Origin of the sequence: Sphingomonas sp. GCM10030256, assembly GCF_042666415.1 — a bacterium.
Classification (GTDB): domain Bacteria; phylum Pseudomonadota; class Alphaproteobacteria; order Sphingomonadales; family Sphingomonadaceae; genus Sphingomicrobium.
The window spans coordinates 266,724-280,436 of sequence record NZ_JBHTDI010000002.1; the positions used below are offsets into that span (position 1 = coordinate 266,724).

Sequence of the window (13,713 nt, forward strand, 5' to 3'; positions counted from 1 at the left end):
CGAGATTCTTTTTTTGAGCGGCAGGAGAAATGGATCTTAGACCGTCTGGCCGGCTTAGCCGAGGTTGGCCTTGAGCACCTCGAGGCATTCGGCGTCGATTGCTGTGCCAACTGCCTCCGACATAATCCGGATCGCTTCGTTTATGGGCAAAGCCGCTCGGTAAGGACGCCCGGAAACGAGGGCGTCGTAGAAGTCGCAAACAGTGATGATGCGCGTGTCGCGACTAATCGCCGAACCGGAGAGGGCAAGCGGGTAACCCGTTCCGTCCAAGCGCTCGTGGTGCGCAGCAGCCACCTCCGCAAGATCAGCCAAGGCGCCAATCCGGCCAAGAATGGCCCGGGTGTGAACGGCGTGGCTCCGCATCTCAATCCATTCATGTTCGTCCAGGCTGGCGGGTTTCTCGAGAATCGCGCTGGAAACGCCCAGCTTGCCGACGTCGTGGAGCACGGCGGCACGGCGCAACCAGCGGGCCCGATCGTCGCTCATTCCGAACGCACTTGCCATGCACTCGCTCAACTGCCCGACCCGCTGGGAGTGACCAGCAGTGAAGGGGCTTTTAGCGTCGATAACCTGGCCGAAAGCGTCCGCGATAGCATCCAGGTATGACTCATCGAGTGGTTGTTCGCAGTCGCCTGGCGCGAGGCGAACGACCCGGCTCTCAATCGTCGGCGACGACAGCGCACCCCAAAAGGCAGGTGGGGAGCTGACGGACTCTAGCGCCTCCACGAGAGCAGGATCAAACCACAGCCCGCTGCGCCGCCTCGCCTCGTCCAGGGCGGCTGCTGGTCCCGCGTGAACGTGGAAGACGTCAACGACCTGTGCCAGCAGCGCAATGCGCGAGAACAGCGGAATGGCATCGCCGCTCAGTCGGCCCGGCCGACCCGATCCATTCCAGTGCTCGTCGAGATGGTAGATGCCATCACAAACCGCGTCCGAAAACCTCAGGGTCCGCGCGATGTCGGCACCGCGCGTGCAGCGGGACATGATCAACTCCTGGGCGATCGCATCACCGTTACGAAGGATGTTGCCGATGGCCGAAGCGCGTCTCGCGAGAGGACGACCTCGCGCGGTTTTGCGGAAGACGAAGTGGAGCGTTGCCGCGAGGCTGGTGCCTACGGTCTTGTAGCCCTGCTTGAACGCCCGATCATCCGCCTCGTAGAGCTCACAGATACGCGCCGCGTTGCTGCTGCAGCCAAGATCCTTGAGGAGCAGCGTGTAGTACAGCTCGCGAAGCTCAGTGTTCGATAAACCGATAGCGCGGCCGACCTCCATTCCAATCCAGCAAGAACGGATGGAATGGCCTGCGGGCTGACCTTCCGTCAGGTCGAGTGCATAGCTAAACGCAGCGATGACCTCTGCGCGACTGGTGGTGGGGACGGCGACGTATTGGTGCAGCATGGCGTCGCGTTAACGCGGTTACGCTTATTGTCGTCTTCATCGATGTGGTTAATCGCACGGGGCGAAGGGACGCGCCTCACTAAGCCACGGTTCAAGGAAGAAGGTTAGGGGGAGCCCGACTACCGGGCGCCTAAAACGCATCAGTCAGGTTCTAAACCCGATTGGTAGGTTGCTTCAACAAGCTAGTCTCGCTCTAATTTCGCAATGCCAAGCTCTTCGCTCCCGAAAGCGCTCTGCGCTGTGTCGCTGCCATTAGCCGCGCTCACTTTCCCGATTAGTGCCGCTGCCCAGACGAGGTTCGCTGCTTTCGGCGATATTGGAAAAAGCTCGAACGCTGCCGCTGTGGCTAGGCTAACCAGAGATCGAAGTGCCGAGTTCATTCTTATGCTTGGCGACCTTTGCTACGGCTCGACGCCGCTCGGCACCCAAATCGACACCAACTATGAAGCCGAGCGTGACAATGGCAAGCTCTGGCCGGCGCTCGGCAATCACGAGTTCAGCGATCCGTGCGGCGGCGGGAGCACCGCGTCTGCCTACCGCTCCTACTTCAACCTGCCAAACAACGAGCGCTATTACGACTTCAAGCGCGGCCCCGTTCATTTCTTCGCCATCAACAGCCACAAGGATGCGGATGGCGTAAGCGCCACGTCTGAGCAGGCGTTGTGGCTCAAGCGAAAGCTCGCCGCTTCGACTTCGCCGTGGCAGGTCGTGTTCTTCCACCATCCGCCGTTCAGCTCCGGCGAGCATGGCTCGACCTCCCGCATGCAATGGCCCTTTGAAGCTTGGGGCGCGGACGCCGTCCTGTCGGGTCACGACCACGATTACGAACGAATCATGAGGGACGTGAACGGCGACGGTCGCAAGATTCCCTACATGGTGAGCGGGCTTGGCGGGCAATCCCGCCGCGGCTTCGAGGCAACCGTCACTGGAAGCGTGAAGCGGTACAGCGGCGCCTTCGGCGCTCTGTTCGGCACTGCAACCTCGACTTCGCTCAAGTTCGAGTTCCGGAACGCGAGCGGAGTCCTGATTGACAGCTACTCGACAAGTAATTCTGGGAATACGAGCTCGGCGTTCGAGTTCAAGACGCCGCCGAATTAGCCGCCCGCCCACTGGCTTTCGCGCCCGCCAAGCCTTAGCCCCTTTTAATCGCTGCATAGGAGGCTCCTACAGCTGCAAGGTTCAAGAGATTGCCGCCTCCCGGAACGCCCACTTTTCCACCCTTTCGCGACATCGACGCCGAGGGTCTGAGTTGGACCCAAAGCCGACGTTGAGTGGGGCATGCCAGCTTGAGCGAGCCGCGTTGACTCACCTTCGGTCAGCGAACATGCTTCACTTCGGGGCTCCGGATGGGCGGGGAATATGAAACTCTATAGAATCAACAAGCTGAGCAAGCTTGGCGGAATCGTGCTCAAGAAAAAGGACGTTCTTGCGGCTTCGGACAAGGAAGCCGTCCAAAGAGCAGAGGACAGTTTAGACTGTCCTGTGTGCGAAGTTTTAAGAGACGGACAGCCAGTGGGATCAATCCTTTAACGCATCATCCTCTTCCCTCTCTTGACGGTGACGGCGCAGCATCTCGTCGGATTTCCGCACAAGTCGGTCGGTTTCTGCGATACTCTCGCGCAAGCGCCTTTGACTCTCTTCGACTTCGCGAGATTGCTGTTCCCGACGCTCGGCCCGAGTTTTCCTGTCGGTCATGACTCTTAAACGTGCCTAATTCAGATCAGTTCAGCGCCTAACGAACGTCCGCTTGCCACCCTTTCGCGGCATCCCAGGGTTGAGGGTTTGAGTTCGATCCATTCCGGCCATTGGAGATGATCACCGCGATCTTCCGCGACGAGGTGCGTCCGCTGAGTTGGCTGCCATCGCGGGGTGAATCAGCCTAAAAGCGTTCTGCCGAGCAAAGTGAATGAGGTGACCTGTGAATGAGGTGCAGCGCTTCAGGTCTTATGAGGGAAATGTAATCAGCCTCAGAACTGACGGGGTCTCTTGGCAGGTGGCGAACCTCACCGAGGAGGGTGAGGTTGTCTGGACGGAGACTTCAGTCAGCGGAGATCATCCATTTACCGAAGAAGAGGCGCGCGCCGAATTTGAGCGCTGGCGCGTCTGACGGATAGCTGTTTTGTCAGGAATCTCTTCCGCGACATCCCGGCTGAGCGTCTGAGATCGACCCATTGCAGACATTAGCCGGTTGACGCATCCAACAGCGATGAACCTTCCCATTCTGCCTTCCGCTATCGCAGTTCTGCTGTTGTCGGCTTGTGACCCGGGTGTCCATGTCGGATGGGAAAAGGACTTCGATGGACGGGTCGATGACGAGTGCGTGGAGCGGGCGCTAAAGACCGTCTCACCCGAAGTCACACGCACCACCTATGTAAGCGAGGGAAGTCGCGGTTTCCCGCGTGGAACTGTAGTCACGCAGTTCAACTATCCCGACCCAGTTACTCATAACGGCTATTCGCTCGACGTTGCGCTGCTTTCCAACGGCAAGACCCATTTGGTTCACGAATGGAGCAAAATCGGAACCGACATTCCAGCCGAGGAACAGGCCCAAATTCTGCCGTTACTGCACCGAGCTAACAAAGCGGTTGTGATGGCGTGCGGCCTGTCATTCATGGGTTCCCCGCCCGAAGTTGGTCCCGGCTAATGTCCGCTCTCCACCCATGGCGGACATCAGGACACCGCTTGAACAATAGGATTGCACCTGCTCCTGTGCTGGCACGGAACGCCGCGGCTCTTTGACATTGATGTTTCCTGTTCGCCCGGCGCGCAGGGCCAACCTTTGCCTCACCTTTGGCGGTTTCCAGCCCTCGTTACCGTGAACATTGTGAACATTGGCCGCCTACTTCTTTCGGCTGAGCTCCCGCATTGCGCTGTCCAGCCCCTCGACGGTGAGCGGATACATCCGGTCTTGCATCAGCTGCCTGACCATCCCTGTCGAGTGCGAGTGCCCCCAGTAAGCCTCCGGGGTCGGGTTGATCCACGCGGCGCTGGGATAGGTGTTGGTCAGCCGCTGCAGCCACACCGCGCCGGCTTCCTCGTTCATATGCTCGATCGAGCCGCCGGGATGGCTGATCTCGTACGGGCTCATCGCCGCGTCGCCGACGATCACCAGTTTATGGTCGTGCCCGAACTTGTGGAGGATGTCCCAGGTGGGGGTTCGGTCGGTGAAGCGGCGGCGGTTCTCCTTCCACACGCCCTCGTAGATGCAGTTGTGGAAGTAGAAATGCTCCAGATGCTTGAATTCGGTTCGGCAGGCGCTGAACAGCTCCTCGGCCTGGCGCACATGCCCGTCCATCGACCCGCCGATGTCGAGGAACAGCAATAGCTTGACCGCATTGTGCCGCTCCGGCCGCATGTGGATGTCCAGCCAGCCCTGCCTTGCCGTGCCGCGGATCGTCTCGTCCAGGTCCAGCTCGTCCGCCGCCCCTTCGCGGGCGAACCGCCGCAGCCGCCGCAGCGCGACCTTGATGTTGCGGGTGCCGAGTTCGCGGGTGTCGTCGAGATCCTGGAACTCGCGCTTTTCCCACACCTTGATCGCCCGGCCGTGCCGCCCCGGGCCGCCGATCCGCACGCCCTCCGGATTGTAGCCGCCGTGCCCGAACGGTGAGGTGCCGCCAGTGCCGATCCACTTGTTGCCCCCGGCGTGGCGTTCCTTCTGCTCCTCGAGCCTCTTCTTCAGCGTCTCCATGATCTCGTCCCACGAGCCCAAGGACTTGATCGCCTCCATCTCCTCCGGAGTGAGATATTTCTCGGCGACCAGTCGCAACCACTCCTCGGGAAGCTGCGCCGCTTCGTCTTCCCCGTCCGGGAAGATGCCCTTGAACACCTGGCCGAAGATCCGGTCGAACCGGTCCAGCTGGCTTTCGTCATGCACGAACACGGACCGGGCAAGATAATAGAATTGCTCGGGCTCTTGACCGATCACGTCTGCGTCCAGCGCTTCCAGCAGCAGCAGATGCTCCTTGAGGGAGGCGGGGATGCCGCCTTGCCGAAGCGCTTCGACGAAAGAGATGAACATGCTCCACCTTTGCCGTTCGTCCCGAGCGAAGTCGAGGGGCGTTCCTGGGCCCTGCGCCGGGGTAAGGCTCCGCGTAGTTAACGAAAGAGTAGGGGGTTGCTGCCATGACAGCGGCGAACAGGGTGGGGTGAAGGGTTCATGGCGACTGCGGGAATCGAGCAAGTCACGGAAAACGCGATCCGCGCAGTGGCGCGCGATTGCGGCAACCTGTCGATCGAGTGCAGTGACGTCGCCGGCTACGTCGAGGACGTCTCCGAACGCATCGGCGAGCACCTGAAGATGCTCGACGGGCTGGAGGAGGTGACGACCCGCCTGCTTGCCGACCAGGCGCGGGTCTCCGACTCCACCGACGAAGCGCGGCTCTTGTCGGAACAGGCCAAGGCCAAGCTGGATGCGGGCCGAAGCGCCATTGAAGGCACCATCGCCGGCTTCAAGGGGCTGACCGAACTCGTGGTCCAGCTGGGCGAGCGAATGGCCGGCTTCGCAACCGCCATGAACCAGGTCCAGAGCGTGTCCTCCACAATCGAGACGATCGCGCGCAAGACCAACATGCTGGCGCTCAATGCCACCATCGAGGCCGCCCGCGCCGGCGATGCGGGCCGCAGCTTCGCGGTGGTCGCCGCGGAAGTGAAGAAGCTCGCGCACGACACGCGCGCAGCGACCAGCCAGATCGGCCTCACCATCGGCGAGCTCACCCGTGAAGCGGGCGCGGTGACGACCGAGATCAAGACAGGCGTCGAGCGCAGCCGCGCGGCTCAGCTCGGTTTCGGGCAGATCAGCGAAACCGTCCGCGAAGTCAGCGAGATCGTCGGCATGGTCGACCGCCAGACCGAAGGCATCGCCCATTCGACCAGCCTCATCCAGACCAGCGTCGACCGGGTGAAGGCCAGCCTCACCGACTTCGCCGCCGACGCTCGCGACAATGGCGGTGCGCTGGTCAAGGCGCAGAAGCGGCTGTCTCACCTCGAGATGATGTCCAACACCATGCTCGACACGCTCGCCAACAGCGGTGCGGAGATTGACGACACGCCGATGATCGTCATGGCTCAGGACGCCATGCGCGCCATTGCCGAGGTCACCGAGCGTGCCATCTCGCGTGGCGAGCTCAGCATGGAGCAGGTATTCGATCGCAACTACGTGCCGATCCCCGGCCGCAACCCCGTGCAGTACGACAATGGCTTCTGCGACTTCGCCATGCAGCACATCCGGCCCATCCTGGACCGCTACAAATCAAGAGACGCGCGGATCATCGGCTCTGCCATCACCAACGTGGACGGCTTCCTCCCCACCCATCTGTCGGAGCGCTGCCAGACACCGGGCGACGATCCGGTGTGGAACGACGCCAATTGCCGCAACGGCCGGATCTTCATGGACGAGCAGACCCGCGCGGCCATTGCCAGCACCAAGCCGGCGATGCTGATGACCTACCGGATGGAGCTTGGAGACAAGGCCATTCCGGTAAAGAACGTCTTCGTCCCGCTGTTCATCAACGGCCGCCGCTGGGGCAATTTCGAATACGCCTACCGCGACGAATAAGGCTCAGCGAACAGCCGATTCCAGCGCCTGTTCCAGGTCGGCAATTAGGTCTGCCGGATCTTCCAGGCCGATGTTCAGGCGAACCAGCAACGGTCCGAGCTCGGGCGAGGGCCGCTTGAGGTCGCGATAGGTGAACGCCAGGCTGTTCGCTCCCCCCCAGCTGTAGCCGATGCCGAACAGCCGCAGCGAATCGACGAAGCGCACCACTTGCTCGCGGGTCCAACGACCCAGGATCACCGAAAAGACGCTCGCCGATCCGCTCCAATCGCGCTTCCAGGTCTCGTGACCCGGGCAGTCCGGGAACGCGGGATGCAACACCGCCGTCACTTCCTCGCGCAGGGCGAGCCATTTCGCCACCTGAATGGCTGACTCCCCGAGGTGGCGAAGCCGCAGGTCGAGGGTCTTGAGGCCGCGCAGCACCAGCGAGCAGTCGTCCGGCGATGCCGACAGCCCGAGCAGGCGCTGAGCCCTGGCCAGCTTCGCCCCCAGATCGGGCGAGCGCACCGCGACCGAGCCCATCAGCACATCGCTGTGCCCGCCCTGATATTTGGTCAGCGCCTGCACGCTGACGTCCGCTCCGGCGGCGAAGGCATCGAACAGCACGCCTGCGCCATAGGTATTGTCAATCGCCACGGGCACTGCGCGCGCCTTGGCGGCGGCCGCGATCGCAGGAATGTCCTGCACTTCCATGGTGATCGAGCCCGGACTTTCGCACCAGATGAGCTGCGTATCGGGCGTGATCAAATCCGCGATCCCGTGGCCGATCAGCGGATCGTAAGGGTCCATCGCCACGCCGAAGCGCGCGAGCAGGCCACCGAGAAGCGCTCCTGTCGGTCCATACGCGCTTTCCGGAAGAAGGACCCTTCCGCCGGCGCTGGTCAGCGCCAGAAGCGTGAGGGAGATTGCGGCAAGTCCGCTCGGCGCCAGGAACACCTGCTCCGCACCTTCGATCGCCGCCAGGCGCGCGGAGAGCTCCCGCGCCGTTGGCGTCCCGTCGATCCCGTAGCGGTACTGGCCCGGCAAAGGCTGCTCGGCCGCGTCCATGTTCGGGAACAGCACGGTCGATCCGCGATAGGTCGGGACCGCGAACGACTTGAAGTCCGTCGAAGCGTGACTGTCCGGGTGGATCAGCCGGGTCGCAAGCCGGCGCCGCTCCGCCTCGTCCGCCAACTCAGCCCTTGCGCCGCGCCATGAACGCCAGCCGCTCAAACAGCATCACATCCTGCTCGTTCTTGAGCAGCGCCCCATGCAGCGGGGGGATGGCCTTGGTCGGATCACGGTTCTGGAGCACGTCCAGCGGCATGTCCTCGTGCAGCAGCAGCTTGAGCCAATCCAGCAGTTCGCTGGTCGAAGGCTTTTTCTTGAGGCCAGGAACGTCGCGCACGTCGTAGAACAGGTCGAGCGCTCTGGAGACCAGCATCTTCTGGATGCCCGGGAAGTGGACATCGACGATCCGCTCCATCGTTCCGCGGTCCGGAAAGGCGATATAGTGGAAGAAGCAGCGCCGCAGGAACGCGTCGGGCAGTTCCTTCTCGTTGTTGGAGGTGATCACCACCACCGGCCGCTCGGCCGCCTTCACCGTCTCGCCGGTCTCGTAGACGTGGAATTCCATCCGATCGAGCTCCTGGAGGAGGTCGTTCGGAAACTCGATGTCGGCCTTGTCGATCTCGTCGATCAGCAGCACCGGCAGCTGCGGCGAGGTGAATGCGTCCCACAGCTTACCGCGACGGATGTAGTTGGAGATTTCGTGGACCCGTGGATCGCCGAGCTGTCCATCGCGGAGCCGCGCCACGGCATCATATTCGTACAGCCCCTGCGTCGCTTTGGTGGTACTCTTGATGTGCCACTCGATCAGCGGACCGCCGAGTGCTTCGGCGATCTCGTGAGCCAGCACCGTCTTGCCGGTGCCGGGCTCGCCCTTCACCAGAAGCGGGCGGCGGAGCTTCACCGCGGCATTGACCGCGACTTTGAGGTCGTCGGTCGCGACGTAATTGGTGGTGCCTTCGAAACGCATCCCGCGGCACTACGCGGGACGGGCGTCGCCCTCAATAGCCCTCGCGCGCCTCGCTGCGGGCTTCCAGCAGGTCGAACAGAGCCCGATGCTGCAGCAGCAATTGTTCCGACCCGAAGCGGATCGCCCGTTCGGTTGCCGGTCCGGTCGCGGCCTCGCTCAGGCTTTGCCGCACCGACGTGTCGTCAGGCAGTGCACAGGCAGGAGCTTCGACCCCGACGCGAACCGCCGCGCGATCGAGCAGCGGACGCACCGCCTGCCAGTCGCTGACCAACGCGGTGGCCGCCCCGAGCGCGCAGCCGCTCCGTTCCGATTGAGCCAGGGTCTCCAAAGCATGCCGCTGGGCAAGCAGCGCGGCCTCGGTCTCTGCATTGCCGGGCGTGCTCGGAAGCGGTCCGACCGCGGCGGCAAGGCGCACCAGGTACAACCGCTCACGCTCGAATGCATTGGCGGCGTCGGTCAGCCAGGCTTGCGTCGGACCGGCAGGGCAGCGGTAAACGGCCAGGTCGAACAATCCGGGATGGCGTCCGTAGAGGCTGCACAGCAGGTGAACCATGTCGTCGAAGTCGCGGGCCGTCGTCGGGCCCGCCGCGCACGCCAAGTACGCAACATAAGGGTGAGACGCGCTGCCGGCGGCGGCGATCCGCGCGACATGCGCGTCGGCCGACGCCGGCATGTGCCGCTCCGCTAGCCCGTTCACCGCCATGCTGCCTCCAATCTCGTCGTGTGTCGGTTGATCGACACTCGTCTAAGTGAGTTGACCTAACCGGAGCGCGTAAAGACAGGGTTGATGCAGGCTTAATCTTTCATTCGGAGAGATTACGATCCGTTCCGGAACGGGACAAGGCTGCGCGGCTCGGGAAGCTGCGGCCGAGCCATTCGGAGCTGAATAGGGAAGGGCCCGCGCCGGCGCCGGTTCTTTCCGACCGCCGTTCAACGCAGATGACGGCCAAGGAAGGCCAACGTCCGCTGCCACGCCAGCTCCGCAGCAGCCTTGTTGTAGCGCTCGGCGGACGTGTCGTTGTTGAAGGCGTGGTTTACCCCTTCATAGACGAAGCTTGCGACTGGCTTGCCTGCCTTTTGCAGCGCGGCGGCCCAAGGCCGGCCGGTTGCGTTCACCCGCTCGTCGAGACCGGCATAATGGAGCAGGAGCGGAGCCTGGACCTTGGCCGCCTCAGCCGGGTTGGGCGCAGGTCCGTAGTAAGCAACCCCGGCGTCCAGTGCCGCTCCGGCGGCCACCGCCAAGCGGTTGACGTATGCGCCGCCCCAGCAGAATCCCACCGCGCCCGCCTTGCCGGCGCGGCTGGATTTGGCGAGCTCGTTGAGCATCGCAACGCCCGCGGCGGTCGCCTTGGCAAGATCGAGCTTGCCGATCATCTCGCGCGCGGTCTCCTCATTGGCGGGTGTTCCGCCGGCCGGGGAGAGGAAGTCGGGCGCGACCGCGCGGTAGCCGGCAAGCGCAAGACGGCGGGCGACATCGCGGACATGCTCATTCAAGCCACGGTTTTCATGGATCACGATCACCGTCGCCTTCAGCGATCGCGTTCGCGGTTCGGCGAGGTAGGCACGGTAGCCCGTCGGGCTGGCAAAGGTCAGGGTGCGGGTGGTCAGGCGCTTGTCGTTGGCCGGCACGATCGCCGCGGCCGCCGAACTGGCGGCGATGCCGGCGATCAGCGCTTCGGCGGCTGCCGCGCTTCCGGCGATGGCGACCATTCGGGCCATGAACTCGCGCCGCTCCAGCCCATCATGAGTGAAGCGGTCGTACAGGTCGATGGCCTGCCTGCGGGTCTGCTCGTCCATGCGAAGGCTCCTTATTGCGCAGCGCTCTGCTTCATCTCCTCGGCCGCTTGCGCGTCCAGTTCCTTTGCTCGGCGGTACGGGTCGCGGTCCGTCACCCTTGCGACATAGTCGTTGAACACCGGCCGCGGCTCCAGCATCCCGAACATCAGCATGAAGCCGAGCTGGCTGCCGACATACAGGTCGGCCGCGGTGAACCGGTCTCCGCAGATATAGGTGCGCCCCTCCAGCATCTTGGCCATGGTCGCAATCGCCAGGTCGAAGTTGCCGTAGCCGAACATCCGCTGCCGCTCCGGAGTGGGTTCCCAGCCCGCCGCGCGATTGCTGAACGCCGCTTCAATCGGGCCCGATGCGAAGAAGATGAAGCGATAATAGTCCGCGCGATCGCTTGGCTCCGGCGCGAGGCCAGCTTCGGGAAAGGCGTCGGCGAGGTAGCAGCAGATCGCGGCCACCTCGGTCACTACCTTGCCCCGGTGCTGGATGGCCGGAACCTTGCCCATCGGGTTGATGGACAAGTACGGCTCTTCCTTCAGCGTGCTCGCATAATCGAGGATGCGCGTCTCGTACGGCGCACCGACCTCCTCCAGCATCCAGCGGACGATCTGACCGCGCGATTGCGGGTTGGTGTAGAAGAGGAGGTCCGGCACAGCATTTCCCCTGCTGAAGAACAAACGACGAACCTACACCTCTTCCAAAGCTTCCTCAAGCATCTCCAGAAGCACGCCGAGCGCCTTGATCCGCACCGGCCCGCGGCCGATCGGGCCGAAGTGCTCCGCGCGCAGCATGGTTGTTTGCTCGCGACGGGCACAGCCGAAATGGACCAAGCCCTCCTCCTTGCCGGGTCCCGCAGGTCCGGCGAACCCCGTTACGGAGAGAGCAATGTTGGCCTGACTGTTCTGCAGCGCGCCCTCGGCCATTGCCTTGGCAACCTGGCTGGTCACGGCATCATTGCGCTCGGTCAGTTCCTCCGGAAGACCGAGCATCTGCTGCTTGGCGTTTCCTTCATACGTCACGAAGCCGCGATCGAAGCCGTGCCCGGCACCATCGATGTCGGTCAGCAGCGAGGCGAGCAGGCCGCCGGTGCAGCTTTCCGCTGTCGCGACCAAGATCTCCGCCTCGCAGACCCGCCGCATCAAGAGTTCCGCCTTCCGGTCGAGTTCGTCCGGAAGGATCGGCTGCAGCGTTTCGCTCACCCGCGCTCGCCGCTTTGCGGCTGTTCTGCCGGAAGCGGCTGGGCAGCCGGTGCAGGGCCACTGCCCATGCGTTCGGCCGCGCTCTGATCGCGAGCGGCGCGGAATTCGCTATCCTGGCTCCAGTTCGGCCAGTCATTGCCGTTGGCCAGCCGTAGGCCGACTGCGTGCAGCAAGGCGGCGTCTTCGGCCATTCCGCTGAAGTCCCAGCTCGGCTGATATTCGTCGTCCGGCTGGTGATAGCGCTTCTCGGTATATTCCTTGGAAATCGCCTCTCCGCGCGCAATGCCGCCGTTCACCAGGTTAAGGCCCGGCTTGAAGGAGATTGCGGGGATTCCGACCTTGGCCATGGTGAAGTGGTCGGACCGGTAGAAGCCGCCGCTTTCGGGATGCGGATCGGCCGTGAAGGTGCGGCCCTGCCGCCGCCCTTCGGCGATCAGCAGGTCGAGCAGGTCGAGCTTGGCGGTGCCCGAGATGGAAAAATCTCGCTCACGCCCGAACACGCCCATCGAATCTGTGTTCAGCACACCCACCGTCTTGGCCGCCGGGTAGAGCGGATTGCGGGCGTAATATTCGGAGCCGAGCAGGCCCTTCTCCTCCGCAGTGACCGCCAGGAACACGATCGACCGATCGGGCCGTGGGCCACGGGCGAAAGCGCGGGCCTGCTCCAGGATATGGCTGATGCCCGTCGCATTATCGAGCGCGCCGTTATAGATCCGGTCGCCATCCGCCTGGGGCAGTCCGATGCCGAGATGGTCCCAATGGCCGGAGTAGATGACCGTCTCATCGGGTCGCGTCTTGCCGGGAAGCAATCCGACCACGTTCTGAGAGTTGATCACTTCCGTCTTGGCCCCGTAATGGGCGGTGAAGGTCGACTTCATGTCCATTGGCCGGAAGTCGCGGCGCTTGGCGGCCTGCTTGGCAGCCTCGAAATCAATGCCAGCATCGCGGAGCAGGTTGGCGGCAACGTCGCGCTGGATCCAACCTTCCAGCGGAGCGTGTGACGCCCTTGGGTTCTGCCGGACGATGTCGAACATGGTGTTCGTGTTCGAATTCTTGACCGTGTTCCAGCCGTAGGACGCCGGCTCGGTCTCGTGAACAACCAGCACGCCGGCGGCGCCGCGGCGCGCCGCTTCCTCATATTTGTAGGTCCAACGGCCGTAATAGGTCATCGCCTTGCCGCCGAAATTGCCTTCCCCGCCCTCGAAGTCGGGGTCGTTGACGAGCACGACGATCACCTTGCCGCGAACGTCGACGTCCTTGAAGTCGTCCCACTGCCGCTCAGGGGCGGTGACGCCATAGCCGGCGAACACCATTGGGACGGCGTTCAGCGCCACTTCCCGTTGCCCGTTGAGGGGCGCGCGAACCGCGATCTGCTGGCCTTGGTTGAGCGCGACCGCGCCCGTCGGCGTGCGGAATTCCAGATGCTGGGTGCCGACGATGTCGCTCTTCAACAGCGGCACTTTCTGGGTCCACTGGCGCTTTCCGTTGACGATGTCGCCGCCCGGCTGAACGCCCGCCGCCTTGAACTGGCTGATCAGATAATCGACCGTCTTGGTCTCCGCCCGCGTGGCCACGCCGCGGCCTTCGTACGCGTCCGAGCCGAGGGTTTGGACATGCTGTTTCAACCGCTCCGTACTGAACTGCGCCTGCTGCGCGACGGCTGCGGCGGGAAACACGAGGGCGGTGGCGGCGAGAAGGAAAGCCGGGCGAATCACGTGGCTGCGCTCCATGATGAAGATCAATTGTGAGCGCTCCATGCG

General features: G+C 63.3%; 12 protein-coding genes. 3 read left to right on the forward strand and 9 right to left on the reverse strand.

The window, feature by feature from the left end:
• Positions 1 to 54: 54 nt before the first annotated feature.
• Complete coding sequence (locus tag ACFQPG_RS09075) at positions 55 to 1,398, reverse strand: HD-GYP domain-containing protein (RefSeq protein WP_380812238.1); 1,344 nt, start codon at positions 1,396 to 1,398, stop codon at positions 55 to 57.
• Positions 1,399 to 1,602: 204 nt separating this feature from the next.
• Here ACFQPG_RS09075 and ACFQPG_RS09080 point away from each other — a divergent pair, with 204 nt between their 5' ends.
• Positions 1,603 to 2,496 carry a metallophosphoesterase family protein gene (locus ACFQPG_RS09080; RefSeq protein ID WP_380812240.1) on the forward strand — a complete coding sequence of 298 codons (894 nt, stop codon included), beginning with the start codon at positions 1,603 to 1,605 and terminating at the stop codon, positions 2,494 to 2,496.
• A gap of 1,108 nt (positions 2,497 to 3,604) precedes the next feature.
• Positions 3,605 to 4,042, forward strand: a complete 438-nt coding sequence (locus tag ACFQPG_RS09085; protein ID WP_380812242.1) for a hypothetical protein — start codon at positions 3,605 to 3,607, stop codon at positions 4,040 to 4,042.
• A 195-nt stretch (positions 4,043 to 4,237) separates the two neighbouring features.
• Here the strand turns inward: ACFQPG_RS09085 and ACFQPG_RS09090 are convergent, their stop codons facing one another.
• On the reverse strand, positions 4,238 to 5,416 hold the full coding sequence (locus tag ACFQPG_RS09090) for a VWA domain-containing protein (RefSeq protein WP_380812244.1): 1,179 nt from the start codon (positions 5,414 to 5,416) through the stop codon (positions 4,238 to 4,240).
• Positions 5,417 to 5,554: 138 nt separating this feature from the next.
• Between ACFQPG_RS09090 and ACFQPG_RS09095 the strand changes: the two genes are divergently transcribed.
• Positions 5,555 to 6,952 carry a methyl-accepting chemotaxis protein gene (locus tag ACFQPG_RS09095; protein ID WP_380812246.1) on the forward strand — a complete coding sequence of 466 codons (1,398 nt, stop codon included), beginning with the start codon at positions 5,555 to 5,557 and terminating at the stop codon, positions 6,950 to 6,952.
• A 3-nt stretch (positions 6,953 to 6,955) separates the two neighbouring features.
• Here the strand turns inward: ACFQPG_RS09095 and ACFQPG_RS09100 are convergent, their stop codons facing one another.
• From ACFQPG_RS09100 to ACFQPG_RS09130, 7 genes are all read right to left on the reverse strand, one after another.
• Positions 6,956 to 8,122 (reverse strand): cystathionine beta-lyase, encoded by a 1,167-nt coding sequence (locus ACFQPG_RS09100; protein ID WP_380812248.1) that lies wholly within the window; start codon positions 8,120 to 8,122, stop codon positions 6,956 to 6,958.
• A 1-nt stretch (position 8,123) separates the two neighbouring features.
• Positions 8,124 to 8,966, reverse strand: a complete 843-nt coding sequence (locus ACFQPG_RS09105) for an AAA family ATPase (protein WP_380812250.1) — start codon at positions 8,964 to 8,966, stop codon at positions 8,124 to 8,126.
• Positions 8,967 to 8,997: 31 nt separating this feature from the next.
• A complete protein-coding gene (locus ACFQPG_RS09110; RefSeq protein WP_380812252.1) occupies positions 8,998 to 9,669 on the reverse strand; it encodes a DUF6975 family protein in 672 nt (223 codons plus the stop codon).
• 227 nt (positions 9,670 to 9,896) lie between these two features.
• A complete protein-coding gene (locus ACFQPG_RS09115) occupies positions 9,897 to 10,763 on the reverse strand; it encodes a dienelactone hydrolase family protein (protein ID WP_380812254.1) in 867 nt (288 codons plus the stop codon).
• A gap of 11 nt (positions 10,764 to 10,774) precedes the next feature.
• The gene (locus ACFQPG_RS09120; RefSeq protein ID WP_380812256.1) at positions 10,775 to 11,407 is read right to left on the reverse strand and encodes a glutathione S-transferase family protein; all 633 of its coding nucleotides are present in this window, start codon (positions 11,405 to 11,407) and stop codon (positions 10,775 to 10,777) included.
• 33 nt (positions 11,408 to 11,440) lie between these two features.
• Positions 11,441 to 11,953 (reverse strand): CinA family protein, encoded by a 513-nt coding sequence (locus tag ACFQPG_RS09125; RefSeq protein ID WP_380812258.1) that lies wholly within the window; start codon positions 11,951 to 11,953, stop codon positions 11,441 to 11,443.
• Entirely contained in the window at positions 11,950 to 13,695 is a 1,746-nt protein-coding gene (locus ACFQPG_RS09130; RefSeq protein WP_380812260.1) for a M28 family metallopeptidase, read from the reverse strand. Before ACFQPG_RS09130 ends, ACFQPG_RS09125 begins: the two co-directional genes overlap by 4 nt.
• Positions 13,696 to 13,713 lie beyond the last annotated feature (18 nt).

What these genes read in the sequence shown, in the direction of transcription:
- ACFQPG_RS09075 (WP_380812238.1), bottom strand. Translation starts at nt 1,398, where the DNA reads ATGCTGCACCAATACGTCGCCGTCCCCACCACCAGTCGCGCAGAGGTC.
- ACFQPG_RS09080 (WP_380812240.1), top strand. Translation starts at nt 1,603, where the DNA reads ATGCCAAGCTCTTCGCTCCCGAAAGCGCTCTGCGCTGTGTCGCTGCCA.
- ACFQPG_RS09085 (WP_380812242.1), top strand. Translation starts at nt 3,605, where the DNA reads ATGAACCTTCCCATTCTGCCTTCCGCTATCGCAGTTCTGCTGTTGTCG.
- ACFQPG_RS09090 (WP_380812244.1), bottom strand. Translation starts at nt 5,416, where the DNA reads ATGTTCATCTCTTTCGTCGAAGCGCTTCGGCAAGGCGGCATCCCCGCC.
- ACFQPG_RS09095 (WP_380812246.1), top strand. Translation starts at nt 5,555, where the DNA reads ATGGCGACTGCGGGAATCGAGCAAGTCACGGAAAACGCGATCCGCGCA.
- ACFQPG_RS09105 (WP_380812250.1), bottom strand. Translation starts at nt 8,966, where the DNA reads ATGCGTTTCGAAGGCACCACCAATTACGTCGCGACCGACGACCTCAAA.
- ACFQPG_RS09110 (WP_380812252.1), bottom strand. Translation starts at nt 9,669, where the DNA reads ATGGCGGTGAACGGGCTAGCGGAGCGGCACATGCCGGCGTCGGCCGAC.
- ACFQPG_RS09115 (WP_380812254.1), bottom strand. Translation starts at nt 10,763, where the DNA reads ATGGACGAGCAGACCCGCAGGCAGGCCATCGACCTGTACGACCGCTTC.